At 41.4% G+C, this 26,419-nt stretch carries 22 protein-coding genes; all 22 read left to right on the top strand.

Annotated features, from left to right (window positions below; genetic code table 11):
- Positions 1 to 30: 30 nt before the first annotated feature.
- The 22 genes from mshL to tldD all read left to right on the top strand — a co-directional run bounded on the left by mshL (position 31) and on the right by tldD (position 26,371).
- A complete protein-coding gene (mshL, locus tag QQK06_RS06055; protein WP_284243766.1) occupies positions 31 to 1,659 on the top strand; it encodes a pilus (MSHA type) biogenesis protein MshL in 1,629 nt (542 codons plus the stop codon).
- 42 nt (positions 1,660 to 1,701) lie between these two features.
- Positions 1,702 to 2,604 (top strand): ExeA family protein, encoded by a 903-nt coding sequence (locus QQK06_RS06050; protein ID WP_284243765.1) that lies wholly within the window; start codon positions 1,702 to 1,704, stop codon positions 2,602 to 2,604.
- Positions 2,601 to 3,725: a tetratricopeptide repeat protein gene (locus QQK06_RS06045; protein ID WP_284243764.1), complete on the top strand. Its 1,125-nt coding sequence runs from the start codon at positions 2,601 to 2,603 to the stop codon at positions 3,723 to 3,725. Before QQK06_RS06050 ends, QQK06_RS06045 begins: the two co-directional genes overlap by 4 nt.
- 3 nt (positions 3,726 to 3,728) lie before the next feature.
- Positions 3,729 to 5,447 (top strand): GspE/PulE family protein, encoded by a 1,719-nt coding sequence (locus QQK06_RS06040; protein ID WP_284243763.1) that lies wholly within the window; start codon positions 3,729 to 3,731, stop codon positions 5,445 to 5,447.
- Positions 5,447 to 6,688 (top strand): type II secretion system F family protein, encoded by a 1,242-nt coding sequence (locus tag QQK06_RS06035; RefSeq protein WP_284243762.1) that lies wholly within the window; start codon positions 5,447 to 5,449, stop codon positions 6,686 to 6,688. Before QQK06_RS06040 ends, QQK06_RS06035 begins: the two co-directional genes overlap by 1 nt.
- Positions 6,688 to 7,179 (top strand): hypothetical protein, encoded by a 492-nt coding sequence (locus QQK06_RS06030; RefSeq protein ID WP_284243761.1) that lies wholly within the window; start codon positions 6,688 to 6,690, stop codon positions 7,177 to 7,179. Before QQK06_RS06035 ends, QQK06_RS06030 begins: the two co-directional genes overlap by 1 nt.
- Before the next feature lie 106 nt (positions 7,180 to 7,285).
- Positions 7,286 to 7,909, top strand: a complete 624-nt coding sequence (locus QQK06_RS06025) for a type II secretion system protein (RefSeq protein ID WP_284243760.1) — start codon at positions 7,286 to 7,288, stop codon at positions 7,907 to 7,909.
- Between the two features lie 24 nt (positions 7,910 to 7,933).
- Complete coding sequence (locus QQK06_RS06020) at positions 7,934 to 8,434, top strand: type II secretion system protein (protein WP_284243759.1); 501 nt, start codon at positions 7,934 to 7,936, stop codon at positions 8,432 to 8,434.
- A gap of 99 nt (positions 8,435 to 8,533) precedes the next feature.
- Positions 8,534 to 9,001 (top strand): prepilin-type N-terminal cleavage/methylation domain-containing protein, encoded by a 468-nt coding sequence (locus QQK06_RS06015; RefSeq protein WP_284243758.1) that lies wholly within the window; start codon positions 8,534 to 8,536, stop codon positions 8,999 to 9,001.
- Positions 9,002 to 9,014: 13 nt separating this feature from the next.
- Positions 9,015 to 9,539: a type IV pilin protein gene (locus QQK06_RS06010; RefSeq protein WP_284243757.1), complete on the top strand. Its 525-nt coding sequence runs from the start codon at positions 9,015 to 9,017 to the stop codon at positions 9,537 to 9,539.
- A complete protein-coding gene (locus QQK06_RS06005; RefSeq protein WP_284243756.1) occupies positions 9,529 to 10,083 on the top strand; it encodes a type IV pilus modification PilV family protein in 555 nt (184 codons plus the stop codon). The genes QQK06_RS06010 and QQK06_RS06005 overlap by 11 nt, the downstream gene beginning before the upstream one ends.
- The gene (locus QQK06_RS06000) at positions 10,083 to 10,886 is read left to right on the top strand and encodes a PilW family protein (protein ID WP_284243755.1); all 804 of its coding nucleotides are present in this window, start codon (positions 10,083 to 10,085) and stop codon (positions 10,884 to 10,886) included. The genes QQK06_RS06005 and QQK06_RS06000 overlap by 1 nt, the downstream gene beginning before the upstream one ends.
- Positions 10,858 to 11,319 (top strand): pilus assembly PilX N-terminal domain-containing protein, encoded by a 462-nt coding sequence (locus QQK06_RS05995; protein ID WP_284243754.1) that lies wholly within the window; start codon positions 10,858 to 10,860, stop codon positions 11,317 to 11,319. The genes QQK06_RS06000 and QQK06_RS05995 overlap by 29 nt, the downstream gene beginning before the upstream one ends.
- 455 nt (positions 11,320 to 11,774) lie before the next feature.
- Positions 11,775 to 15,185, top strand: coding sequence for a DUF6701 domain-containing protein (locus tag QQK06_RS05990; RefSeq protein WP_284243753.1), 3,411 nt, complete (start codon positions 11,775 to 11,777; stop codon positions 15,183 to 15,185).
- A 184-nt stretch (positions 15,186 to 15,369) separates the two neighbouring features.
- Positions 15,370 to 16,413: a rod shape-determining protein gene (locus QQK06_RS05985; protein WP_284243752.1), complete on the top strand. Its 1,044-nt coding sequence runs from the start codon at positions 15,370 to 15,372 to the stop codon at positions 16,411 to 16,413.
- Between the two features lie 171 nt (positions 16,414 to 16,584).
- Positions 16,585 to 17,460, top strand: a complete 876-nt coding sequence (gene mreC, locus QQK06_RS05980) for a rod shape-determining protein MreC (RefSeq protein WP_284243751.1) — start codon at positions 16,585 to 16,587, stop codon at positions 17,458 to 17,460.
- Positions 17,460 to 17,939 (top strand): rod shape-determining protein MreD, encoded by a 480-nt coding sequence (mreD, locus tag QQK06_RS05975; protein WP_284243750.1) that lies wholly within the window; start codon positions 17,460 to 17,462, stop codon positions 17,937 to 17,939. Before mreC ends, mreD begins: the two co-directional genes overlap by 1 nt.
- A gap of 1 nt (position 17,940) precedes the next feature.
- A complete protein-coding gene (locus tag QQK06_RS05970; RefSeq protein ID WP_284243749.1) occupies positions 17,941 to 18,534 on the top strand; it encodes a Maf family protein in 594 nt (197 codons plus the stop codon).
- Positions 18,535 to 18,546: 12 nt separating this feature from the next.
- Complete coding sequence (rng, locus tag QQK06_RS05965) at positions 18,547 to 20,010, top strand: ribonuclease G (RefSeq protein WP_284243748.1); 1,464 nt, start codon at positions 18,547 to 18,549, stop codon at positions 20,008 to 20,010.
- A 77-nt stretch (positions 20,011 to 20,087) separates the two neighbouring features.
- Entirely contained in the window at positions 20,088 to 24,110 is a 4,023-nt protein-coding gene (locus QQK06_RS05960; RefSeq protein WP_284243746.1) for a YhdP family protein, read from the top strand.
- A complete protein-coding gene (locus QQK06_RS05955) occupies positions 24,103 to 24,939 on the top strand; it encodes a carbon-nitrogen hydrolase family protein (protein WP_284243745.1) in 837 nt (278 codons plus the stop codon). The genes QQK06_RS05960 and QQK06_RS05955 overlap by 8 nt, the downstream gene beginning before the upstream one ends.
- Positions 24,932 to 26,371 carry a metalloprotease TldD gene (gene tldD / locus QQK06_RS05950; RefSeq protein WP_284243743.1) on the top strand — a complete coding sequence of 480 codons (1,440 nt, stop codon included), beginning with the start codon at positions 24,932 to 24,934 and terminating at the stop codon, positions 26,369 to 26,371. The genes QQK06_RS05955 and tldD overlap by 8 nt, the downstream gene beginning before the upstream one ends.
- Positions 26,372 to 26,419 lie beyond the last annotated feature (48 nt).

The following is a 26,419-nucleotide window of genomic DNA, read 5'->3' as shown; positions in this document are numbered from 1 at the left end:
TCAAAAAATACCTGCATATTTACAGTCCTGATGCTGTTAATCAGTTGCCAATCTGTACCGCCGGAACCTACGGAGATAAAAAATGAGCTCGATCAGGCAATTGAACAGTCACAGCGTGCTACGGAGAAAAAACCCTTAACTAGTGTGCCGACAGCGATACAACAAGAGTTAATGCAGCAAAATTTTAGTGAAGCAAGACAAGGCTTATTAGCAGAAAAACGCCTGGAAATTGCTGCCAGTCAGGTGGATGCACCGGCGTTTTTTGCCGCTTTAGTGGAAGATTCAGCTTATAGTGTCGCCGTTCATCCTGATGTTGCCGGTACTATTACCCTTAATTTAAAAGATGTAACTTTATTAGAAGCGCTTGATGTCATTGAAAAGCTCTATGGTTATGATATTCAGCATAGCGGTAAAGTGATCAAGATTTTTCCGGCGGGTATTCGTACGGAAACCATTCCGTTAAATTACTTATTTATTAAGCGCTTTGGTAGTTCATCAACCAGTATTAATTCTGGCGGCGTCTCGGAAAATGATCCGAATAATAACGGTAATAATAATCGTACTAACAACAATAATAACCGTTCAAGCAATAATCGAAATAGCAACAACCAAAATAATCAAAACAACAATGCTAGTGGTATTAACATTTATACCGAAAATGAATCGGATTTCTGGCAGGAGTTAAAGCAAACACTCATGTCATTGGTGGGGACGAATGAAGGGCGTTCAGTGATAGTTTCACCTCAGGCGGGATTAATTACCGTACGGGCCTTACCGAGTGAAATCGCTGCGGTGAAGAAGTTTATTAACGATACTCAGGAGCATCTGCGTCGTCAGGTGATCATTGAAGCTAAGATCATGGAAGTGACACTTAATGATGATTATCAACAAGGGGTCAAATGGGATCAGGTCTTGGGTCATGCTGAAAGTACCGATTTGACTTTTTCAACTTCCGGTAATATTGCGGGTAATGTTATATCGTCTGCTATTGGCGGCACTACCGCACTAAGCTTTGTTAATGCCGATTTTTCTGGTGTTATTGAACTGCTACAAACTCAGGGCAATGTTCAGGTATTATCAAGCCCGCGTATTACTGCAACTAATAATCAAAAAGCGGTGATCAAAGTAGGGGAAGATGAATATTTTGTCACTGAAGTCTCCAGCACTACGACTACTGGCACTGCGACAACTACGACACCTGAAGTACAGTTAACACCGTTCTTTTCTGGGATCGCATTAGATGTCACCCCGCAAATTGATGAAAATGGTGAAGTGATTTTGCATATTCATCCTTCGGTAACATTAACCGATGAACAAGTGAAAACTATTCGTTTAGGCAGTGATGATTTTTCCTTACCGTTGGCGCAAAGTAGTGTTCGTGAATCCGATACGATTATTCGTGCTAACTCAGGGGAAATTGTCGTTATCGGTGGCTTGATTGAAACCCGTAAAGTAGACAGTGAATCAAAAACCCCGTTATTAGGGGATATTCCTCTGGTAGGGGAATTATTTAAGAGTAAGAGTCAGACCACGCAGAAAAAAGAACTAGTGATCATGTTAAAACCATTAGTGATCGGGCAGGATACCTGGAAAGATCAGTTAAAAGATGCGCGTAAACTATTACAACAGTGGTTTCCGGAAGAAGGACAGTTAGATTAGGTACCACGAATAACAACAAAGGTTAAAAATAAAGTCGCCTATATGTATTTGTATCATTTTGGCTTAAAGGAATTACCCTTTACCTTAACACCAAATACCAGTTTTTATCTTGGTTTAGCGCCACATAATGAAGCACTGGAAGTGTTAGTGACGGCGTTACAAACCGGGGAAGGCTTTATTAAAGTTGTTGGTGAAGTAGGTACTGGAAAAACCTTGCTTTGCCGTAAATTGCTGAATGAAATTCCTGAGCATTTTGTTACCGCTTATATTCCCAACCCCTATTTAAAGCCTGATGAACTCAGGCGGGCAGTGGCGGTTGAACTTGGGGTCAAACAGGCTCAACGTATGTCGGTACAATTACTGACTCAACGTATTCAACAGCGTTTGCTTGAGCTTCATAACCAGGGGCATTCGGTGGTACTTATTTTAGATGAAGCCCAAGCTTTACCGGCAGAAAGTCTTGAGGCCTTGCGCCTGTTTACCAACTTAGAAACGGAAACCCGCAAGTTATTACAAGTGGTGCTTTTTGCTCAACCAGAATTAGATCAGCGATTAGGCGAAGCCAGTTTTCGCCAGCTAATACAACGCATCACCTTTTCTTATCGTTTACGGGCAATGACGGCGGCAGAAGTGGAACAATATATTCAACATAGATTACAAGTTGCTGGCTATAAAGGTGCGGCATTGTTTAACACCCAAGTGTGTAAAAAAATAGCCCGTTTGACTCGAGGCATTCCAAGGTTAGTCAATATCTTATGTCATAAAGTGTTAATGCTCAGTTATGGCCAAGGAAATTATCAAATTACCGATCAGCATGTCAAAATTGCGGCCCAGGATACTGAAGCTATTAATCAATCATTAATGGACCAAGCGCGTTATTGGTTAGCTGTTGCGGCGTCTATCGGGACATTAGTTGCCATCTGGTATGTTGGAATACACGCATGAGTGTCATTAATCAAATGCTAAAAGATTTGGATAAGCGTCAACAAAATGAGCGTTTATCCAGTGGGCCGAATAATGCGGTAGTGGTTAATGCACCACAAAAAATTAATTTGCTGGCCATCGTTGGTTTTGTTGTCGCTATCAATATTGTCGCCGTGATTATCTGGCAGCTGTACTCTGAAAATCAGCAGCTCAAGGAATCACAAGGAATAAAGAGTAAAGTTAATCCAAGCTCAATGTTAGTTGAGCAAACTCAGCCACAAGCGCAAAACAAGCTGGTCGTTTCACAGCAAGTAACGCCGGTAAATAATCAGAAAGCGGCAAACCCCCTACCAGTAAAAAAAGCGCCAAATGCTGAAAAAAGTAAGCTGTCAGATACGGTAAAACAAGCTGAACGATCAGATATTGAACCGCATAGTAATGCAGTTACTAAGTTGTTAGCAGTTAATCAATTGCCGGTCGCTCCCGCAATATCAGCAAAAGCTGAGAGTGAAAGTCTCTCCAAAAAAGTGATGCCTGAGCAGCCGACGCTGACCATTTCTCGTAAACAATTATCCGCTCAAGAATTGGTTGCGCAGAAATTGTCTCAGGCAGAGCAGGCGCTGAATAATGATCAGATTAATCAGGCGGAAACCCTGTTTGAAGATATATTATTAGTGGCACCTGATAATCAAACCGCCCGTAAACAACTGGCGGCGTTATGGTTTGGCCGTAAATCGTATCAGGCGGCACACAATTTGTTATCACAGGGGCTGGCGTTAGCACCTGATGATAGCGAATACCGAATGATGAAAGCCCGTATATACTTAAGTCAGGGACAAAAACTGGCCGCAGTGAATACCTTGAAAGTATTGGCTGAGCTTGAAAATGTCGAGTATCAGGCGTTATTGGCGAGTAATGCACAACAATTAGCACAGCATGATGTCGCAATTCAGGCCTATCAGTTACTAGTGAAGTTACAGCCAGAGAACGGTCGCTGGTGGCTAGGGCTGGCAGTGGCTTACGACAGTAACAGCCAATTTAAACAGGCGGTAACAGCCTATCATCAGGTCAGAGATAATAGTGATATTTCTGAAAGTGCGCGACAGTTTGCTCGTCAGCGACTTCAGCAATTAGGAGAATAGACGATGGTGGCACCTAAATTAAAAATGCGTCTGGGTGATTTGTTAGTACATGAGCATATCATTACTAACGAACAACTGATGCAGGCGCTTAATAGTCAAAAATCCACCGGCAGAAAACTCGGCAATACTCTGATTGAGCTCGGCTATATTGGCGAAAAACAACTATTGGAATTTTTGGCGCAACAACTGGACGTGCCATTTCTTGATATCAGTCAAAAACATATTGCACCGGAAGTTGCTAAATTATTGCCAGAAGTGCATGCCCGTCGTTTGCGAGCCTTGATTCTTGAAGATCAAGGGGACGCGGTATTAATTGGTATGAGCGATCCGGCAGATTTAAGTGGCCTGGATCAACTAGAACAAATGCTGGCACCGAAAAAACTCAAACTTGCTGTGGTGATGGAATCTCAGCTGTTTGAAGCATTTGACGGCTTATATCGTCGCACCGCGGATATTGAATCCTTTGCCAGCCAGTTAGAAGAAGAATATGACCAAAGTACCGATTTTGATTTAACAACTTCATTTGTTGATGAAGGTGGTGATGCCACGGTTGGTAAGCTATTGCAGTCAGTGTTTGAAGATGCGGTACAAATGCGCGCCTCGGATATTCATATTGAACCGGATGAAAAACTATTACGTATTCGCCAGCGTATCGATGGTGTGCTACAAGAAAATATCTTAAAAGAAAATAAAATCGCCTCTGCCATGGTGCTGCGCTTAAAGCTGATGGCGGGGCTGGATATTTCAGAGAAACGTTTACCGCAGGATGGTCGTTTTAACTTACAAATCAAAGGCCATAACATTGATGTGCGGATGTCGACCATGCCAGTGCAGTTTGGTGAGTCGGTGGTCATGCGTTTGCTTGATCAGTCAGCGGGGCTATTATCATTGGATGAAACCGGTATGCCGGCCGATTTAATCGAAAGGGTACGCCATCAAATTACTCGCCCACACGGCATGGTGTTAGTGACAGGGCCGACAGGTAGCGGTAAAACTACAACGCTTTACGGCGCGCTTAGCGAATTAAATCAGTCGACAAAAAAAATTATTACCGTCGAAGATCCGGTGGAATATCGTCTGCCTCGGATTAATCAGGTGCAAATTAACAGTAAAATTGATTTATCTTTCTCGACAGTATTGCGTACTGCCTTGCGTCAGGATCCCGATATTATTATGGTTGGTGAGATGCGTGACAGTGAAACGGTGGAAATGGGCCTGCGGGGCGCGTTAACGGGTCATTTGGTACTATCTACCTTACATACTAATGATGCGATTACCAGTGCGCTCAGACTGATAGATATGGGGGCTGCTGGATTCTTAGTTGGTAGTTCATTACGCGCTGTTATTGCCCAACGATTAGTACGTAGGGTATGTGAATCTTGTAGTAGTGATCATACCTTAACCAGTCAGGAACAGTTATGGCTAACTCATTTAGCGGGTGATGCTGTTAAACAGGCACAGTTTAAACAAGGGAAAGGCTGTCAGTCATGCCAGTACACTGGCTATCGTGGCCGAATCGGGGTGTTTGAATTACTGGAAATGAATGAAGCCATGATGGCGGCATTAAAGCGTAATGACGCGGAAGATTTCACTAAGCAAGCCAAAGCGAATCCAAGCTTCAGGCCATTAGCGCTAGCCGCTTTTGATTATGCCAGTCAGGGGGTTACTACGGTTGAAGAAGTATTACGCCTAGTGGAAATGATAGAGGTTGTTGACAGCTAATGGCTGCATTTGATTATATCGGCAGAAATAGCCGTGGAGAGCAGGTTAAAGGAGCAATCGATGCCGCTAGCTCAACTGCGGTTGCCGAGCAGTTATCACGGCAACAGATCATTCCCATTTCTATCGAACCGTCGAAACGCAGTAGCCGAAGCAGTGGTGATCTTGCTCAACTGGATATTGGCGATTTACTTGGTTTTTCTTCGATTTCTCTCGATGATTTAATTGTTTTCTGTCGACAAATGTATGCCTTAGTACGTTCTGGAGTACCAATATTAAGAGCGATTCATGGCATGGCAGAGTCGAGTAATTCCCCCAAGCTTAAAGTGGCACTTAGAGAGGTAGCGACTCAGCTCGAAGGTGGCTATGCATTATCCTCAGCACTAAACCAGCATCCTAAGTTATTTTCACCATTATTTGTTTCGTTAGTTCATGTTGGTGAAAACACCGGTCAGCTTGATGGGGCATTTTTGAAACTAGCGAGTTATTTTGAACGTGAGCAAGATACCCGTAAAAGGGTCAAAACTGCATTGCGTTATCCATCGTTTGTTCTGGCGGCGATTGCTATCGCTATGGTGGTGCTCAATATTTTTGTCATACCAACCTTTGCTAATATGTTTGCCAAGCTTGGTGCTGATTTGCCCTGGGCAACAAAAGCGTTAATTGCCAGTTCAAATTTTTTCTTAGATTATTGGCCGCAGATGTTAGTGGCATTAGTAATCGGCTTTTTTGGCACTCGCGCTTATTTAAAAACGCCAGCTGGCTTGTATAAGTGGGATCGCTTTAAAACGAAATTGCCAATTGTTGGCTCTATTATTGAACGATCTATTCTTGCACGTTTTTCTCATAGTTTTTCTATTATCTTAAAAGCTGGGTTGCCGATGACGTCCGGCTTAACTTTAGTCTCCGATGCGGTGGATAATACTTTTATGAGTAAAAAAATAATCGCAATGCGTACTTCGATTGAAAGCGGCGAAAGTTTATTACGCTCAGCTGCCACCAGTACGTTATTTACTCCACTCGTACTGCAAATGATCGCTGTGGGTGAAGAAACCGGACGGGTCGATGAGCTTTTACAAGAAGTGGGAGATTACTACGAGCGTGAAGTGGATTATGAACTGGCAACGTTAACCGCAAGGATAGAGCCAATATTAATCGCCATTGTTGCGGCTATGGTGCTGATCCTAGCATTAGGTATCTTTACCCCGATGTGGGACATGATGTCGGCATTTAAAGGCAAATAATGACGGCTCAAAGTGAAGCAAATAAGCGAGAGCGTTCATTGGGCGAAAATGTCATGGTGGTGATGTTAGTGGCTTTATTAATGAGTGTATTTTTATATTATTTTTTTCAGCAGGAAAAGAACATTAGCCAGGCCGGTTTTAATATTGCAGCGACTAATTTTTCGTCTAAGGTCACAGCAATTCGCGCTCAGTGGTTTATGGAGCATCAACCGGCGATATTAACGATTAAAGAGCAAGATGGCGGCCAACTAAAGGTAGTATTGAATAATAAAGGCTGGATTGATTTTGGCGATGTCGCTGATAATTGTCGGAAAATTTGGCAGGTTCTTATCTCTCAAGAGTTAAAGTTTATAAATCAAACAGTTGCGGTAATAGATGTCGTCAATACAGAAAACCCTTTATTCGATGCCTGTCGTTATCGGTTACCCAGTGGTGAATATTTTGATTATTTTTCTAACACTGGGCGAGTAGTTTCGGCCACTAATCGTTAATAAAGTGTTGTGATACATCAATAAAAAGGTGTAATGTTACAAGTTAAGTAACTTAATTAGCAAAAGGTTGTTAAACTTAAATTAAGTGTCGAGGTTCGAGGTAGTTATGAAAAGACAATCAGGTTTTACGCTCATCGAGCTGGTAATTGTCGTGGTTATCCTAGGGTTTTTAGCGGTTACGGCAATCCCAAAGTTTCTTGATTTAACCGATCAAGCCAAACAAGCGAATATTGAAGGCATGGCAGGCGGCTTTGCCACAGGTGTATCTCTAGCACGCGCCCAGTGGGAAGCGGAAGGACGTCCAAATGATAGTGAGGGGCGTAATACCGTGAATTATGATGGCACTGATTTATATTTAACGTCTCCTACTAGCAACAGTAGCACATTTCGACCAGGCTACCCAATGGGAACAAGCACAACAGGGTTAACATCGGGAAATATGACTGCAGCTCAATGTGTTCAAGTGTGGAATGGTATTCTGAGCCAACCCCCTAAAATATCGAGTACAGAAACGCATCTAACAAATGATTCTGGTATTCAATATTTTGCTATAACTATATCCAGTGAAGGCAATAAAGGAACAAATGACAATGCTGTTTGTGCGTATTTTTTGGTTGAAACTTTAGATAAAGTTACTGGCGGATTTGGGACACCAACCACAACCGATAAAGGCAATAATTTTACGTATGACCCTGCTTCAAGCCGGGTAGCGATAACCATTAATAATTAAAATAATATTTATATAGGTGTAATAATGAAAAATTTATCCCAAACCAAAGGCTTCACACTCATTGAATTAGTAGTCGTGATAGTCATATTAGGTATTTTAGCGGCGACTGCTGCACCTAAGTTTATTGATTTAACAGGGGATGCTAAGAAATCTGCTATGGAAGGTGTTCAAGGTACAATAGAAAGTGCAGTAAGTATGGTTTATGCGAAAGCATTAATTGACAGTAAAACTTCTGGAGAAACTACTATTATGTTAGATAGTGTGTATTACTCTTTGAAGAATGGATATCCTACTGCATTAGGTAAAGGTAGTAAGGCTGGTGATACAGCCGATAATGCAAAAGGAATTTTAGGATTAATTGATATTGATGCTGATGATTTTAATACAACAGAAGGGGAAGCTGAGCCACTTATCATTCAATATGATGGATCAACAGGTGATACTTGCCGTTTGACTTATACAAGTTCTACAGGGGCTGGAAAAAGACCTGTTATTGATGTTAGTGAATTTGCTAATTGTAAATAAGCAATAGTGTTTTAATAATAAAGGAGAGCTGTGCTCTCCTTTATTTGTTTTAGCTGATAGGATAAATTAAAAATATCGTTATGAAATTAGGTGATTTATTTGAAATCTAATGGTTTTACCTTAATTGAATTAATCGTCGTGATAATAATACTCGGTATCCTGGCGGTGACAGCTTTGCCTAAATTCGTTAATTTTGATGCTGACGCAAAAAACTCTAACTTAGCAGCGATAAAAGTATCGATGGAAGGGGCAATGGCAATGGTCTATGGTAAAGCATTGGTGAAAGGGAATCATCAATTACCACAAGAAGATGCGCCAAGTATAAAGCTGGCAAACGGTCTGGACATAAGTATTCATTATGGTTATCCAAAAAGTTCAGAGGATGATTGGAAAAAGCTCATTGAAATTAACGGCAATGATTTTTTATTTCGTCAAATTGGCGATACATTATTAGTATACCTAAACGGCGATACCGAACCTGGCAGTAGCTCAGACAGTTGCTTAGTCTTTTATCAATCAGCGACTGCTTCAAAAAAAGCCAAAATTGGCATCCAGTCTTGTAGTTGATTAGACTCTACTTATGAACGTTCGAGTCCTTAGCTCTAGAACAAAGTTTAATCAGGGGTTTACCATTATTGAGCTGGTGGTAGTGATTTTGCTGCTGGGAATTTTATCCGCTACTGTCGTGCCGCGCTTTTTTTCTTCCAGTGGCTTTGAAGAGTACGCCTATCGAACGGAAGTGATTGCGACACTTCGCACCGTTCAACTACGCGCAATGCAGCAAACAGGTGGTTCGCTATGTCATCAAATAAAGATAACTGATGATGGCAAACAATTGGGTTTGTTAGATAATGATGATTCGCCTGGCCCATGCCATGCTGGCAACTGGTTTGATTCAAAAAGATATAATTTATCCATCGAAGATGGTCCTACTCATGTTCGGGTTGATGGCGGGCATGATATTACCTTTAGCGGTGATGATTTCTCTTTTGATCAAATGGGACGGCCGTCGAATTGTTCTTCTCCCTGTGAGATATCAATCAATGGTGGCGAACAGCCGTTAAAAGTGATGATTGAGCCTGAAGGGTATATTCATGCGGGTTAATGCTAAAGGCTTTACTTTGGTCGAAACTATTGTTGGCATAGTGGTGCTGGCGATATCTTTTTCCATTCTTACCACGCTTATTTATCCGCTAGTCGGGCAAAGTGCCGACCAGTTACATCAGATCCGTGCCGCTGAACTGGGGCAGTCAATACTCAATGAAATTCAAAATAAAGCGTTTGATGAGCATTCTGATATGGCTGGTGGTGTTAATCGTTGCGGTGAAGATTATGATGGTAATCCCGGTTTTAGCGAAGAAGAAAAATGTACCTTAAATACAGCGCTTGGTCATGAAGAAGGTAAGCGAGATGATTTTGATGATGTGGATGATTATCACAATACTGATCTGACTTATTTTAGTGAAGATATGCAGAAGAAGTATTCTGGCTATTCTGTAACTATATCTGTATGTAACGATGGTAATTACGATGGTGAATGTAGTGAACCGAGTAGTGTTGATATAAGCACAGCTAAACTAATCAAAGTAACTATTACTACGCCCACCGGCTTTGATATTGTGTTTTCTACCTATAGAGCGAATTTCTGATGAGTCGTATTAATCGACAACAAGGTTTTACCTTAGTGGAATTGGTGACAGTGATCATTATCTTAGGTATTTTAGCGGTTGGAGCCAGTCGTTTTTTGCAGTTTGGTGCGTTAATTTTTACCGAAGCTAGTGATCGCGATGAACTGATTTCGTCAGCACGTTTTGCTATTGAAAGGTTAAATCGAGAAGTGCGCAATGCCATACCTAATAGTGTCTATGTTGATAATAGCACGGGTAATGATTGTTTAGTTTTTACTCCGATTTTAGCAAGTAGTAGGTATATTGATTTACCTGTTGCTCCAGAAAGTAAAAAAGATGCAGTTTCATTGATCCCGTTTGATAAAAGTAATTTTGCTAATGCTGATAAGGTTGTTGTTTATCCGCTGATAGCAACAGATTTAGATAGTGCAAGTGAGAAGAATCATCTGTTTTCGACATTAGATGAAAATACTGGGGCTAATAACCCTTGGGTATTGTCTTTTTCTTCAGGGGTATTGTTTGAAACAGACTCACCAACACAACGGATTTATTTTTACGGTAGCAACACAAGCTATTGTGTATTGAGTCATGGGTTATATAGATATGAGGATGGAGCGAGTAGAACGTTAATGGCGGAGCATATCATTAACTATGTTGATGAAAATGGTATCGCATACTCTGATCCTGATGATGTGATTGAAGCATTTCAAGTTATGACCCCTACGCAAACAAGAAACTCAACGGTTCAGGTGCGTTTATTGTTTGGGATGAATGCTGAAAAAGTGATGTTTAATAATGAAATTCAAATACCGAATGTGCCATAACGAACTAGAGCTAAGTTTTCTGCCTAAAAAAGTAACAGGCAGTGCCTTGGTGATTGCGATTTTTATTATTGTCGTGATGAGCTTAATTGGTACTGCGTTAGTAAAAACATTAAGCACCAGTGGCGAAACAATTGTTTATGAAGTGTTAGGGACAAGGGCTTTTCAGGCTGCGCAAACTGGTTTGCAATTTAAATTACAGAAACTTTTTCCGTTAAATGATGATCCCAAAACATGTGAGGCTATCTCGCCAGTAACGAAACCCATACTAACGAATACTGAAGGGTTAGAAAATTGTAGTATTGCTTCTTGGCGTTGTGATAGTGATCTCGTTATTAATGGCATCCGTTATTACATTGTCAGTAGTACAGGGCAGTGCGAAGTTGATGGGGTCTTTACATCGAGAACCGTAGAAGTACAAGCTCGTGAATTATAACACTTTATTTACAAATAACTGTTAGGATATTTTACAGTTTTTTAGAATTAACTCTTAAGCCTTATCTTAACTTAATAAAAATTAGACACTTTTAAATTCTGGCTTAATATTTGCGATAGAAGTTATCTTGAAAGTTGTCTGCTCATTAGTAAGACGTTAGTTAATGAGCCAACAGTGTTATTCGTTTTCGTATCTGAATTGATTGTAGTGTCTTTTCGGTTCGGTAATGACCACCACACCTTTCTTTTTGTTTCATGAAATTGAGCCTTGCAGGATGCAGGGCTTTTCTTTTTGTAATGCTTTGTTCTTATTTATATTTTCTTGGTTGATCTCATATTGGGACAAGAATTGACAGCCTGTGGCGCATTGCTTACGCCAAGCTAAGGTTAGTTAACTTGCTTAATATGCATGATAGCTGTACCTTTAAATTGTGGTGTTATTAGTGTCTGTTATTCATGGGGTTAGCAATTAATATTTTTATTGGTGGTAATGCTTCGATAGCAACAATATCTCGGCTAACAATTGCTGTTGTCATGCTATTTATGACTTTGTTCTCTGCGATTGCCCTTGCGGGGAAACCTTCCAGCACGATTTCGTTCGAGTCCTCCCCCGAAGCTGGAAAATTAGCGATTAATGAAATTAATATCGTTGAAGGGTATATCGAATTTTATGTTAAACAAACAGTTGATATTAATGGTTGGGGCCTTTATTACGAAGGGCAGGGCAACAATGATGGTAGTGTAACCCTATGTAGTGCTCCTTCTGGGAGTAGCGCTTGTATTTATAACGCAGGTAGCTATTTAGTTGTTGAAGGGGCATCGCTGCATAGTACCTTAGAAGAATTAATCGTTTTAGATGAAAGTTTCCGAGTAGTGCATTATTTTCGTTATGCGAATCATGATGGACAGGCAGGTGGTAATTGGCAATGGGAAACTAATGATCCGGATCTATCGACTATTTATTATGTTAATGGCGATAAGAATAATCTATGTGCTAAACCTAATGGTGATTTATCGGTAAATAATTGGGGCGAATGTACACCGACTAAGGGAGGAGACAATAACGGTGATTTAATTGACTGTGCTGATATCTTTCCAGGAAATACGACTTTTGCAGTCAATGGTAGTCATTCTTTTTTTAGCTTTGTTGATGATAGTAGTTGTAACGGTGGAGCTTGTAGCCCAGTTAATCCATTTAATGTACCGACGTTACCTTCGTTAAATCCTAGCGGTAGTTTTAGTTCGAGCTCGCTAATTGATGGTGAATATCAGTATTCGGGCTGGGGATTAGCAGATAACAGTACAATCTCATTTTCAGGTGGTGGCACTGCAGTCTTATATTTTAATAGCTCAATCACTATTCCTTCCGGTACTCAGCTTAATGTAGGAGGCAATCCAAGTAATGTGCTGATTATTGTTAATGGTTCATTAGTAATACAGGCTGGGGTCGACATTAATGCCAATATTTATGTCGCAGGCTCTGCCACTATCGGTGATCCAAATGAAGGTGCTAATGTTACCGGCGCATTATCGGTTGCTGGCGCAGCAAGTGTTTATGGTGACGGCGTTTATCAATTTTCACCTTCCTATGTTAATAATATGGATAGTCATGGTTTCTGTGAGTCATCAGCCGTTGTAATTGATCATTATGAGATCATTCATGATGGTAATGGTTTAACCTGTGAAGCAGAAAATATTACTATCAGGGCCTGTACCAATAGTATTGGCAGTGCTTGTGTTGAATCATCTGAGGCTATCTCATTAGATTTAGTGGTAACAGGCGTTACACATACAGTAACCTCACCAGTGAATTATACCGGTAATAGTGCGGTTTTTGTTGATGTCAGTTATACCGTACCTGAAGTGGTGACTTTATCAATAGCGAATGCCTCTGTCGCGGCCACTAATGGTTTTATTTGCAATAACGGTAATGCGGGAGATTGTAATTTAACTTTTTCTGAAGCGGGCTTTCGCTTTTTGTACAGTAGTACTAATTCAGAAGTTATAGCAAATCAGGTATCTGGTGATATATTTACCGATGAATTAAAAATACAGGCAGTGAAGAATAATGACGGTGTTTGTGAAGGAATATTTACTGGCGATGTTGCTTTAAAATTGGCACAAGAAAATGTCACACCAGATAACACCAATCCGGGCTTAAGTTTCCAAATTAATGACAATGATAATATTGCCAAATATCCATTATTTACATCGGACGTGACATTAAACTTTGGCAGCGACAGCATAGCAACTATAGTGACTCCTAAGTATTTAGATGCTGGTGAAATACGATTAAGAGCTAGTTACAGTGACGGAGATATTAATTTAGTTGGCGGTTCACAAAGCTTTTATGTTAGACCATTCCAGTTTAATCTTTACCCTAAACGCTCGATGGATGGTAGTGAGACTGAAGGTCAGCCATTAGTTGAAACTACTGCTAATGGTAAAGTACATCAAAAAGCAGGTCAGGTGTTTGACCTGAAAATTCAAGCGGTAAATAAACAAGGCGATTTTACAACGAACTATGATGGTTATAGTGCAGAACTTGCGCTGCAGCTTATCGCTCCGGTTTCTGGTGAAAACGGCACGTTAAAATACGGGGAGGGAGCCGCCCAAAGCATGCCATCGTCTTTATCTGCAGATGACTATAATTCGCTGTCGCCTGAAATAATATCGTTTGTTGATGGCGTTTATCAATACAGTGGCATGACCTATAGCGAAGTTGGATTACTAAACCTGACGATTCGAGAGTCGAACTCAAACAGTGATAAAGCACAGGGCAGTACTCCGATTGGGCGTTTTATCCCGGATCATTTTAAACAAACAATCCTTGTTGATGAAGATAACGGCATAAATGATAACGGTAAGTTAACAGCTAATCACAATACTGGATGTTTATCGAAACATTGGGTTTACAGCGGGCAGCAAACTGACAGTAAAGGTGCTATTCGCTACGAGATAGAACCAAAATTAACTATTACGGCAAAAAATGCGAATGGAAATACTACTAAAAATTACATTAATGAATTTGTAAAACTTAGTGCTAAAGATATTAGCTTAGCAGCGCCTTTAACGCATGATTTAGCAGTTACAGGTGTCTATCCGTTATTAGCTGATAATAGTGTGGGGGTTTTATCTAGTTTTACCGAAGGGCAAGCAAGCTTCACGTTCTCTGATCAGCACCATTTTACTTATACCCGTAATGATTTGAGTAAAGTTGCGCCGTTTATTGCTAAATTTGAAATACCTATTAATACGTTTGAAGATAGTGACCAAGTATCGACGTTATACAACAGCATAGAACACAAACAAAACCCATTGTTTTCTAGTGAAACTCCAAATGGCACTACCACTATTGATAATAGCCTCACCGTAAAATTTGGTCGCCTAGCAATTGATAATGCTTATGGTCCAGAAACTGAAAATCTGCCAGTACCTATGTACACTCAGTATTGGGATGGCAATGGCTTTGTTACAAACACTGATGACAGTTGCACAACGCCAATTATTACAGGCAAAGATGAAACAGGCAGTATTCGTAGTGGCGGCTTAGTTGAATGGCAATATCGCTTAGTTGATCTTGATAATACGGATTCATTGATAACAAGTGATACTAATGCTTCTGTTACAGGTAGGTTTTCTTCGGGAGTATTGGCATTATCAGACGTTAACGAATTTTGGTTTTCTGCGCCAAATGACAATAAACAAGGTTCGCTTGAGTTTGAATATCAAGTACCGACATGGTTGCAATATGATTGGGTAAACGCTGGTGGATTTGATGAAAATCCAACGGCAACTATTACCTTTGGCCTATTTCGCGGTAACGATCGTATTATTTCTTGGCGTGAGGTGGTAAATAACGAGTAAATTTATCAGGAAATGTTAAGTTTTTGGCGCTTTGTGAAAAAAAATCGCAAAAAACTGCTATTTTTTGCAAAAACAGGCATCACATCTGGCAAAGTCTGCGGTATGATTAGCAGCAATTACAAAAATAATTTCATTACGCTGTAGCACTGTTGCTGTAGTGGGGTAGCAAGGACATAGAGACCTTATGTTTAAAAAATTAAGAGGCATGTTTTCTAACGATCTTTCCATTGATTTAGGAACTGCCAACACGCTGATTTATGTCAAAGAACAAGGCATCGTATTAAATGAACCTTCGGTAGTGGCGATTCGCCAAGACAGATCTGGTGGTTCAAAAAGTGTCGCCGCTGTTGGTGCCGCTGCCAAACAAATGTTAGGTCGTACTCCGGGCAATATTGAAGCGATTCGTCCGATGAAAGATGGGGTTATTGCGAACTTTTTCGTTACCGAAAAAATGTTGCAGTATTTTATCAAACAAGTACACAGTAATAACTTCTTACGTCCTAGTCCTCGTGTATTGGTTTGTGTACCTTGTGGTTCTACTCAGGTTGAACGCCGTGCCATTCGTGAATCAGCATTAGGTGCCGGTGCTCGTGAAGTCTATTTAATCGACGAACCGATGGCAGCAGCGATTGGTGCCGGAATGCCAGTATCAGAAGCAACGGGTTCTATGGTGGTCGATATTGGTGGTGGTACTACCGAAGTGGGCATTATTTCTTTAAATGGTGTGGTGTATTCGTCATCGGTGCGTATTGGTGGTGATAAATTTGACGATGCCATTATTAACTATGTGCGTCGTAACTTTGGTAGCTTAATTGGTGAAGCAACCGCAGAGCGTATCAAACACGAGATTGGTTCTGCTTACCCAGGTGAGGAGTTAGTTGAAATTGAAGTACGCGGTCGCAACCTAGCCGAAGGTGTACCACGCAGCTTTACGCTCAATAGCAATGAAATATTAGAAGCCTTACAAGAACCATTAACGGGTATTGTAAGTGCGATTATGGTGGCCTTAGAGCAATCCCCGCCAGAATTAGCGTCAGATATTTCTGAACGCGGCATGGTATTAACTGGTGGTGGAGCGTTGTTGAAAGACCTTGACCGCTTATTAATGGAAGAAACAGGTATTCCGGTTGTAGTTGCTGATGACCCGCTCACTTGTGTGGCGCGTGGCGGTGGTAAAGCATTAGAAATGATAGATATGCATGGTGGGGACTTATTCGCTTACGAATAAATTTTCGTCATAAATCGCATCTATTCGGCATTGTCTGCGTTACTCACCGTAATCACTTATAGTTTATAAGCTCATATGGTTAGCAACTTGACGGCTTTGGCTAAATGCGATTTATATAGAAAATTAGCGTTAGTTATTTATGTTTAATTTAAAAGAGAAGATATATTCTCGATGAACCCCATATTTAAACATGGACCTTCTCCACAGCACCGGCTTGTTCTGGTGCTGTTTTGTTCTGCTCTGTTAATTTTTTTCGATCATAAAATGAATAGCTTCGAGTTTATTCGTGGCTATTTGCAGTCTATGGTGAGTCCACTGCAATACTTGGCAACTACTCCGAAAATGGCACTTGACTGGGCGATGGAAAACCTGGTCACTCGCCAAAAATTAATTGAAGAAAATCAAAAGTATAAAACCAATGAGCTGATTTATCATGAACAACAGATGCAGCTTGATATCCTTAAACAGGAAAATGACAGATTACGTTTACTACTTGCTTCGCCAGTACGTACCGATGCGAAAAAAATGGTCGCAGAGATCTTATCGGTTGACAGTGACCCGTATTCACATCAAGTGGTGATTAACCGGGGCGCTAATGACGGTGTCTTTGAAGGACAGGCGGTCATAGATGATCAGGGTATTGTCGGTCAAATATTGCATGTCGGCACTATTTCCAGCCGGGTATTGTTAATCACTGATGTCACTCATGCGCTGCCGGTACGAATTAAACGCAATGGCATTCGTTTAATTGCAAATGGTACTGGAAACATCGACAGATTAGCTCATAACCATGTACCTCACAGTACAGATATTCGTGTAGGTGATTTATTAGTGACTTCTGGATTAGGGGGCAAATATCCTGAAGGTTACCCGGTGGCGAAGGTCTCAGCGGTGCGGCAAGATGAATCTCGCCCGTTTTCCTTAGTGCAAAGTGAGCCTGTAGCCCGAATAAACCGTTTGCGTTACCTGCTGCTGTTATGGCCGGAAAAACCGAACAAAATCTTTTCGTCTAAAGATGATTTGGTGACCACCAAGGAGACAAATTAATGTTTGCTCATAATGGTATTGTGGTCATTTTAACCTTATTAATAGCGTTAATGGCGAGTATTATGCCTTTGCCGATAGGCGTAGATGTTTTTCGTCCTGACTGGGTGCTCGTAGTGTTATTGTACTGGTGTTTAGCATTACCGAATCGTATTAATGTGATAACCGCGTGGTTTATGGGGTTTCTGCTCGATGTACTATTAGGTTCGGTGTTAGGTGTGCACGCTGCCGCAATGGCGTTATCTGTTTATATTATCGCTGGAAATTATCAAAAAATTAGAAACTTTTCCGTATGGCAACAAGCACTGATTGTCGGTGTACTTTCTGCTTTATATCATTTGTTGGTGTTTTGGTTTCAGCGTTTTTTACTCGATATTGTCTTCTTACCTAGTTATTTATATCCGGTGATAACCTCTATTATTTTATGGCCTTGGGCATTTTTACTGCTGCGTAAAATTCGCCGTCATTTTAAGATCAGCTAATATGAAATCCCTTATTCTTGCCTCGCAATCACCTCGCCGTCGTGAATTATTATCGCAGCTGGGGTTTCAGTTCAGCTGTTGTCCTGCGAACATTGACGAAAGTGAACTTCCTGATGAAACACCTGCTCAATATGTTGAACGCTTAGCAGGTGAAAAAGCGCAATATATTGCAAATAATCAAATAGATAGTGCAATAGTGTTAGGTTCTGATACTTGTGTGGTTTATCAGGATAAAATTCTCGGTAAACCGGACAATCAACAGCAGTGCCTAGAATACTTAACCTTACTGTCTGGTAACAATCATCAGGTATTAACAGCGATAGCCGTTGTTCAGGGGCGGTTAATCAAATCTCAGGTAATATCAACAACAGTCACTTTTAAGTCATTAAGCGAGAACGAAATGCTGAATTACTGGCGCAGTGGAGAGCCGCAAGATAAAGCCGGTGGTTATGGTATTCAAGGACTTGGTGGACAATTTGTGACACAAATTAATGGTAGCTATAGTGCGGTTGTCGGCTTACCCTTATATGAGACGGCGCAGTTATTAGCGGAATTTGGTTTATTAACTGCGCTTCAGCAGCCAGTGAACAAGTGATAGGGAAATATAATGAGTGGTGAATTACTCATTAATGTAACCCCGAGTGAAACTCGAGTGGCATTAATTGAAAATGGCGTGTTGCAGGAAGTGCATGTTGAGCGTGAAGCAAAACGTGGCTTAGTGGGCAATATTTACCTCGGGAAAGTGATCCGAGTTTTACCTGGTATGCAAGCGGCCTTTGTGGATATTAATTTAGATAAAGCGGCGTTTTTACATGCTTCTGATATTAATTCCAAGTTGATTTTAAATGAGGAAGAAGCCAAAGAACAGGTGCCTGATATTCGCAGCTTAGTGCATGAAGGTCAGCAAATTGTGGTGCAGGTGGTAAAAGATCCGCTTGGTACTAAAGGGGCACGTTTAACCACGGATATTACCGTTGCTGCGCGATACTTGGTATTAATGCCTAACGCCAGCCATGCTGGAATTTCACAGCGAATTGAAGACGAAAGTGAACGAAAACGTTTACGTGATATAGTGACGCCGTATTGTTCTGAAGAACATGGCTTTATTGTTAGAACGGCCGCAGAAGGCGCCGGAGATGAAGAATTGTGCCATGATGCTGAATTTCTTCGTCGTGTTTGGATGAAAGTGCTAGAGCGGAAAAAGCGCAAGCAAACTAAGGCTGCTATTTATCAGGATCTGTCGTTAGCGTTTCGGGTGTTAAGGGATTTTGTTGGTATAGAGCTAGAGCGTATTCGTATCGATTCTAAACTGACATTTGATCAACTTGGGGAATTTACTCAGGAGTTTGTACCTGAGCTGGCGGGTAAACTGGAATATTATCCAGGGGAACGTCCTATTTTTGACCTTTTTGATGTTGAAAATGAGATCCAACGGGCATTGCATCGAAAAATAGAGTTAAAGTCGGGTGGTTATTTGATTATCGATCAGACGGAAGCCATGACGACAATCGATATCAATACTGGTGCTTTCGTTGGTCATCGTAATCTAGAAGAAACCATTTTTAATACTAATATAGAAGCAACGCAAGCGATTGCCAGACAGCTGAGGTTACGCAACTTAGGTGGTATAATCATAGTAGATTTTATCGATATGCTTAATGAAGATCACCAACGCCGGGTCTTACATAGTCTGGATATGGCTATGGCGAAAGATAAGGTTAAGTACAGTATCAGTGGCTTTTCGGCATTAGGTTTAGTGGAAATGACCCGCAAGCGTACCCGTGAAAGTCTGGAGCATATCCTTTGTGGCGAATGTTCGGTATGTCAGGGGCGAGGTCATTTAAAAACAGTGGAAACTGTGTGTTTTGAGATTTTAAGGGAAATAGTACGAGTCAACCGAGCGTACGATTCGGACAAGTTTATTGTCTATGCATCACCTGCGGTCAGTGAGTCGTTAATCGATGATGAGTATCATAACCTTGCTGAGTTGGAAGTTTTTATTGGTAAGCAGATTAAAATTCAAACGGAAACTATGTACAACCAAGAACAGTTTGATGTGGTGATGGCATAACAGCCGTATTGAATATACGTGGCCGCAAGGAGGAGCGACTTCGTTTTAAGTTTAGTAAAGAGAGATTGGCAAATTAGATGGGTATAGGCATTTCAAAAGCGTCAAATCGCTGGCTGAATAGAACATACAAGTGTATCGCCATATTGTTGGTGACCTTTGCTGTGCTTATTAGCACCTTGCGCTTGTTATTGCCTTATGCACACAACTATCGTACTGATTTACAAGACTATATTAATCAAACCTATGGCAGCAATATCATTATCGGTGCCCTTGACATGGGGTGGCAGAGCTCCGGGCCAACGTTAGTCGCTTCTAACGTTAGTTTACTGCAAAGCGATGAGGCGGAAGTTTATGTGCAGGCGTTTGATCTCAATATCGACTTCTGGCAAAGCTTGCAACATCGACGGCTGATCACCAGAGATTTTTCATTAAATGGCGTTAAAATTTTAGTCAATAATGCCATGGTGTCTGAAACATCGGTGTCCAGTGATGATACTTCGATGTTAACGAATCTAATGGAAATGTTTTTTTCCCAAATAGGCCGTTTTTCGCTTAATAATAGTCAGATTGTTTATCAAACCAAAAGAGGAAAACGTACCTTATTAATTGATTCGTTGCATTGGTTTAATCAGGGGAATAATCACCGAGCCAGAGGCAATGTGATTGTTGATGGCATTACCTCAAATAATTTGCAGATCAATCTCGATGTTAAAGGGCAACATATCGAAGATATGCATGGTACGCTTTACCTGGAAGCGAATCAGCTCAATATTACCCCTTGGTTAGGAAAGGTTCTGGCAATTGCGGATGAAAATACTCACTCCAGTGTTAATTTTAATGCCTGGCTATCGATTAACAAGGGGCAGTTAGATAAGCTGCTGTTAGATTTAGGACAAAACCAAATCGCCTGGCAGCATCAACAGAAAATTAATACCTTAGATATTAATAGTGGTCAGCTGGTTATTGATAACCTAGCTAAGCCATCACAGTTGCATCTTTATTCGTCTGCAATAGAGGTCATTTCAAATAAACAACAATGGCAACCGTTAATTGTTGAATTAAAACGCGATCAGCAACGAATTAGCACTTATGTCTCAGCTCTTGATGTATCTGGTGCTGCGGGGTTATTGCCATTGCTGGTGAAAGATGACAGTACTCAACGCTTAATGGCTCAGTTGGCACCTGCTGGCACGATTGAAAATATTTACTTGCAACAAGATGAGCAATCATTGTCGGCAGTAGCAAATTTCTCTGAGATAAAGACAAATTATAGCCAGGGAATTCCTGGGGTGACATCACTTAACGGTGAGTTGATTTATCAACCTGGCACATTGCATCTTGATGTTAATGCGGCGGATGGTGCGTTAGACTTTGCTCAGCATTTTAGTGCACCGATTAACTACCAAACCTTTTCTTCTGCTATTGATGTTCAGTTCGACCAGCAAAGCTGGCGTTTAACAGCAAACGACCTGAAATTTAATTCCGAGCAGCTAAGGCTAAATGCTGAGCTTGCGGTGACGGCGGAGCCAGACAAAGCGCTTGAATTGTCTTTACTGGCAACGGCATCAGATGCCAATGTTATTTATGCACCCTCTTTTTATCCGAATGCCTTAATGGGGGAGGATTTGGTTAATTATCTAAATCGGGCGTTGGAAAAAGGCCGGTTAGCACAAGCTGTAGTGATGATTAATGGGCCAATTGCTGACTTTCCTTTTACGCAGGGGAATGGCACTTTTGTCGTCGATGCGGAATTAACCAATAGTACTTTTAAGTTTGACAGCCAGTGGCCTGCGGTTGAGCACTTCAGTGCCAATCTTAATTTTACTAATAACAGTATGCTGATCACAGGTCGAGATGGCACCTTAGCGGGAATTGACGTTAAAGGTGTGCAGGCGGAAATTGCTGATTTATCTGATGAACAAGTACTTTCCATAGGTGCTCAATTTAAACAAACAGCGCCCGCATTAATTGCTAATTTAATGATGAGTAGTCCGTTAAGTGATACCGTTGGTGAAGTCTTAGAAAAGGTTGTTATTACACACCCTGTTTCAGGAGAATTTCAGCTTAATTTACCGCTAAATGATGTTGAAGCTGCTGTTGCTCAAGGCAATGTCTACTTTGACAATAACCAGATTGCGTTGCAGCCGCTTCAGATGCAATTTACTAAAATTAACGGTGAGCTTGCTTTTGTGAATGATAAAATTACCACGAAAGACTTAAGTTTATTGTGGCGTGATATGCCAATGAGTTTACAGGTTAGTGCGGCTAAGCAAACACCGGATTATCAAACAGATATCCAAATGACAGCGAATTGGCAGGAGCCACTTTGGCGTCAACAGCTTCCAGAGAAGCTGACGGATTATGGTCGTGGTGAACTTGAATGGACTGGCCTGCTGACGCTCAATAATACAACTGATGGACAGTTTAGTTATCAGCTTGTGATTGACTCAGAATTGACGAAGTTGCAACTGGATTTACCTGAACCTTATCAAAAGGCGAGTGGCGATAACTTGCTTGCAACCATTAAAGTCTCTGGTAATGAAGATCAGTCTACTATCGATGCTAAAATTGGTCAGCAGTTAAATTTTTATGGCAATTTAAATCATCAGCAAGTGGCGTTTTCCCAAGCCCATTTGATTTTAGGTGATGAACAAATGTATTTGCCGATGAATGGCTTTCATATCACTACTAACCTTGCTCGCGCCAACTTCTTCCAATGGCAGCCATTGATCACCGATATTCTTGACAGTGTTGTAGCAAATGACAATGAAGATAGTGACGTTGCTTTGCTTGAACAGCCACAACGGGTGCGTGGTAATATTGAACAGCTGGATTTTTGGGATGAATCTATTCATGGCGTTTCTTTTAATCTCGAAGATCAGGTGAGCTGGTGGCAGCTAGCATTAACCAGTAAAGAAGCGCGGGCCGAGATGAAGTTTTATCCCGATTGGTATCAGCAAGGGTTGGAGCTTAACGCGGATTTTATTCGTTTATCGCCAGATAAGCAGTTGTTTAATCGTAGTGAACAAGTGGAGAACTCTGCCTCTAAAGACTTAGCTACAGTCGCTAAATCAGAGAAGAATGAGAGCGCTACTATTGATGCAGAGCTCAATCAGCAACTGTTTAGCCAAATGCCACCAATGCGGGTTCACTGTCAGGATTGTCGTTACGGTAACTTAGACTTAGGCGAAGTCTCTTTTGCTCTTGAGCGTAGTCAACCGGATTTACTCAAGCTCTATAACTTTGTCGCGAAACGAAAAGACAATAAATTGAGCTTTGATCTTAGCTGGCAACTGAATGAGCAGCAGTCGAGTACTCAGCTTATTGGTGAACTTTCTTCTAAAGATATTGAACGTGAACTGGAGCGTTTAGCTATTCCATCTACGGTGAAAGATAGCGGTTTGAAGTCTCGCTTTGATCTTAAATGGCTCGGCGGACCGCATGATTTTGCCCTTGCTCATTTAAACGGTGATCTTAGTGGTTCATTAGATGAAGGTTATCTGGCGGAAGTACCGGATCAGGCGCGAGCTTTTTCGATTTTAAGCTTGCAATCACTGGTGAGGAAACTGAAATTTGATTTTCGCGATATTTTCAGTGATGGCATGTTTTATAGTGAAGTGAAAGGTGATTTTCATTTAAAAGATGGCGTTATCTATACTAAGAATACCTTCCTCAAAGGCAATGCCGGTGATTTATCGGTTAAAGGTAATACCGATTTAAACAGTGAAACTTTAGATTATCGGATGTCGTATAAGCCCAACGTTACGTCCAGTTTGCCTGCGATTGCTTGGATTGCGACTTTGAATCCAGTAACCTTTCTTGCTGGTATTGCAATTGATGAAGTGATCACGTCGAAAGTGGTATCAGAATACAAGTTTGAAGTTACTGGCAGCATTAGCGAACCAAACTTTAAAGAAGTAGACAGAAAAACCCAGAATATCAGTGTCGGTCGAGATTCTCCGCCACAAATTGTCGAGAATCTTCCCGAAGAAAAAGCGGTGGAATCTGAAAATACTATATTGGATCCGGAAACCGGTTTGATTAAGCAAAAGCCAACGTTACCTGTGGAAACTCTGCCTTTGGATAAAAAAGATGGCTAGATTATCGGCAATACAATTAACTTCGGTACCTGATGTTGAACAGAACCTTAGGGCAATTGAGCAGCAACTCGCTAACTTAGAGCCTTGTCAGGATCATATTGTGGTTTTGCCGGAATGTTGTTTATTTTTTGGTGGCAGAGATAAAGAGCAACTAATGCTGGCACAGGAAACGTATTCAACCCAAAGGTTAATTAGGGCCCTTGCTAAACTGGCTCACACGTATCAAATAACGCTAGTGGCAGGTAGTATTCCTCTGTATCAGCAAGAAACGAATAAGTTTACCAATAGTTGTTGTGTTTTTTCTCCTAGCGGTGAACAACTGGCCCAATATAATAAAATTCATTTATTTGATGTTGAGGTGCAAGACAATGAGAAACACTATCTCGAGTCACGTTTTACTCAGGCAGGTCAACAATTAAAAACAGTCGTTACTGCGGGCGTTACTTTAGGACTGACGATCTGTTATGATTTACGCTTTCCAGAATTGTATCGCGCGTTGGCGCAACTGGGGGCTCAGATAATTACCGTTCCCAGCGCGTTTACTAAAGTCACCGGGCAAGCACATTGGCAAACCTTATTACGAGCCCGAGCGATTGAAAATCAAGTGTATATCGTCGCTGCAGGCCAGACTGGAACACATCGAAATGGCAGAGAAACCTGGGGACATAGCATGATCATTGATCCTTGGGGTGAAATAATGACCTCTTTGGAGTCTGGTCAAGGTAGTATAAGTGCTGAGTTTGATCTAGAACAATTAGCTCAGGTTCGACAGGCCATTCCGGTGGCAGAGCATAACCAATTTATCACGAAGTTGAAAACCTATGAATAATGTTGAGCGTGAGCTCTTGGCTGATAGCCAAATAGATAAAAGTTTCTTAAATGAAACATTAAAAGGAATTTACCAGCGCAATATCGACCTGGCGGATTTGTATTTTCAGGCGAGTTCACATGAGTCCTGGTTACTCGAGGACGGTGTCGTTAAAGAAGGTTCCTATAATATTGAACGCGGTGTTGGTGTTCGGGCGATTTCAGGTGAAAAAACGGGGTTTGCTTATTCTGATGACATTAATCCGCAAGCGTTAACTAAAGCAGCAGATGCGGCTAAAGGCATCGCCTTATCAGGTAATAACGGCAAAGTTCAGGCTTTTAAAAGACAAACTCAATCGGTGATATATCAAGGGATAAATCCGATTGATAGTTTAAGTCAGGAACAAAAAATCACTATGTTGCATGAAGTGGAAGCGCATGCACGGTCACAGGATAGCCGGGTTAAACAAGTGATAGCGAGCTTATCCGGTGTGTTCGAAAAAGTGTTAGTGGCGGCCAGTGATGGCACCTATGCAACAGATATTCGTCCACTAGTACGATTAAACTGTTCTGTACTGGTTGAGGACAACGGTAAGCGTGAGCGCGGTAGTGCTGGCGGCGGTGCACGGACAGATTATAGTTATTTCTTTGAATTAGAAGGGAGTAAAGCGCGTTATTTCACTTATGCAGAAGAAGCGGTACGTCAGGCTTTAGTGAATCTGGTTGCCATTGAATCTCCTGCGGGGACTATGCCAGTAGTGTTAGGTTCTGGTTGGCCGGGAGTATTATTACATGAAGCGGTTGGTCATGGCTTGGAAGGGGATTTCAACCGTAAAGGTTCATCTGCATTTTCTGGTAAGGTTGGTCAACAAGTCACTTCTGAACATTGTACTATCGTTGATGATGGCACGATAGCGAATCGTCGTGGCTCACTTAATATAGATGATGAAGGCACGCCCGGGCAATATAATGTATTGATTGAGAAAGGGGTGCTCAAAGGTTATATGCAGGATAAGCATAATGCCGCTTTGATGGGAGTTAAACCCACAGGTAATGGTCGCCGTGAGTCTTATGCTCACCTGCCGATGCCACGGATGACTAATACTTATATGCTGGCGGGAGAGCATGACCCGAAAGAGATCATCAAGTCAGTGAAAAAAGGTATTTATGCGCCGCATTTTGCTGGTGGTCAGGTGGATATCACCTCGGGGAAATTTGTTTTTACCAGTTCAGAAGCTTACTTAATTGAAAACGGTGAAATTACTTCGCCGGTGAAAGGAGCAACCTTGATTGGCAGTGGCCCTGAGGCGATGAAAAAAGTCAGCATGGTAGGTAATGACCTGGCATTAGACGCAGGTATTGGGGTATGTGGCAAGGACGGTCAGAGTGTCCCTGTGGGGGTCGGTCAACCGACATTGAAAATTGATGAAATGACTGTGGGCGGTACCCAGTAATATCAATATTGATTATCTTTACACCAAGAAATTAAAGGCGCCCACGGC

The sequence above is a fragment of the Thalassotalea insulae genome, assembly GCF_030161395.1.
GTDB lineage: Bacteria > Pseudomonadota > Gammaproteobacteria > Enterobacterales > Alteromonadaceae > Thalassotalea_E > Thalassotalea_E insulae.
Note: the sequence above shows the minus strand (reverse complement) of the source record. Positions and strands in the feature narration are given on the sequence as shown.

Coding starts and splice junctions, on each gene's coding strand:
- mshL (WP_284243766.1), top strand. CDS start 31: ATGCTGTTAATCAGTTGCCAATCTGTACCGCCGGAACCTACGGAGATA.
- QQK06_RS06050 (WP_284243765.1), top strand. CDS start 1,702: ATGTATTTGTATCATTTTGGCTTAAAGGAATTACCCTTTACCTTAACA.
- QQK06_RS06045 (WP_284243764.1), top strand. CDS start 2,601: ATGAGTGTCATTAATCAAATGCTAAAAGATTTGGATAAGCGTCAACAA.
- QQK06_RS06040 (WP_284243763.1), top strand. CDS start 3,729: ATGGTGGCACCTAAATTAAAAATGCGTCTGGGTGATTTGTTAGTACAT.
- QQK06_RS06035 (WP_284243762.1), top strand. CDS start 5,447: ATGGCTGCATTTGATTATATCGGCAGAAATAGCCGTGGAGAGCAGGTT.
- QQK06_RS06030 (WP_284243761.1), top strand. CDS start 6,688: ATGACGGCTCAAAGTGAAGCAAATAAGCGAGAGCGTTCATTGGGCGAA.
- QQK06_RS06025 (WP_284243760.1), top strand. CDS start 7,286: ATGAAAAGACAATCAGGTTTTACGCTCATCGAGCTGGTAATTGTCGTG.
- QQK06_RS06020 (WP_284243759.1), top strand. CDS start 7,934: ATGAAAAATTTATCCCAAACCAAAGGCTTCACACTCATTGAATTAGTA.
- QQK06_RS06010 (WP_284243757.1), top strand. CDS start 9,015: ATGAACGTTCGAGTCCTTAGCTCTAGAACAAAGTTTAATCAGGGGTTT.
- QQK06_RS06005 (WP_284243756.1), top strand. CDS start 9,529: ATGCGGGTTAATGCTAAAGGCTTTACTTTGGTCGAAACTATTGTTGGC.
- QQK06_RS06000 (WP_284243755.1), top strand. CDS start 10,083: ATGAGTCGTATTAATCGACAACAAGGTTTTACCTTAGTGGAATTGGTG.
- QQK06_RS05995 (WP_284243754.1), top strand. CDS start 10,858: ATGAAATTCAAATACCGAATGTGCCATAACGAACTAGAGCTAAGTTTT.
- QQK06_RS05990 (WP_284243753.1), top strand. CDS start 11,775: ATGGGGTTAGCAATTAATATTTTTATTGGTGGTAATGCTTCGATAGCA.
- QQK06_RS05985 (WP_284243752.1), top strand. CDS start 15,370: ATGTTTAAAAAATTAAGAGGCATGTTTTCTAACGATCTTTCCATTGAT.
- mreC (WP_284243751.1), top strand. CDS start 16,585: ATGAACCCCATATTTAAACATGGACCTTCTCCACAGCACCGGCTTGTT.
- mreD (WP_284243750.1), top strand. CDS start 17,460: ATGTTTGCTCATAATGGTATTGTGGTCATTTTAACCTTATTAATAGCG.
- QQK06_RS05970 (WP_284243749.1), top strand. CDS start 17,941: ATGAAATCCCTTATTCTTGCCTCGCAATCACCTCGCCGTCGTGAATTA.
- rng (WP_284243748.1), top strand. CDS start 18,547: ATGAGTGGTGAATTACTCATTAATGTAACCCCGAGTGAAACTCGAGTG.
- QQK06_RS05960 (WP_284243746.1), top strand. CDS start 20,088: ATGGGTATAGGCATTTCAAAAGCGTCAAATCGCTGGCTGAATAGAACA.
- QQK06_RS05955 (WP_284243745.1), top strand. CDS start 24,103: ATGGCTAGATTATCGGCAATACAATTAACTTCGGTACCTGATGTTGAA.
- tldD (WP_284243743.1), top strand. CDS start 24,932: ATGAATAATGTTGAGCGTGAGCTCTTGGCTGATAGCCAAATAGATAAA.